The organism is Acinetobacter sp. ANC_7553, assembly GCF_056779895.1.
Genome location: NZ_JBWYIV010000060.1, coordinates 1 through 321 on the forward strand (window position 1 = coordinate 1; position 321 = coordinate 321).

A 321-nucleotide genomic window follows, 5' to 3' on the forward strand; every position below is an offset into this window, starting at 1 on the left:
CTGTTGGGGTGATGAGGCCATTGGCATTTGCATCGATCAGCGCTTGTTCTGCCGCTGCATATGCTGCTTCTGCTGCCTCTACTGCTGCTTCAGCCGCTGCTAGAGCTTCACCAATATCATCAACAACACCATCTTCATCTTCGTCATTTACTGTTGGTAAAGTGATATCAACCAGATCATTTAAACGACCTTGTAGCGCATCTTTTTCTGCTTGTACTGCCTCAGGTAATGCTGTCACTTTTGTTTGTGCTTCTGTTTTCGCAGCAAGTGCATCATCACGTGCTTGAGTCAGTGCAGTAAGTTCTGTTGGGGTGATGAGGC

At 47.0% G+C, this 321-nt stretch carries 1 protein-coding gene; it reads right to left on the minus strand.

The annotated features are described in order from the left end of the window. The coding region (locus AC1M9I_RS14680; protein WP_481611221.1) for a GA-like domain-containing protein at window positions 1-321 on the minus strand (321 nt) is incomplete at both ends.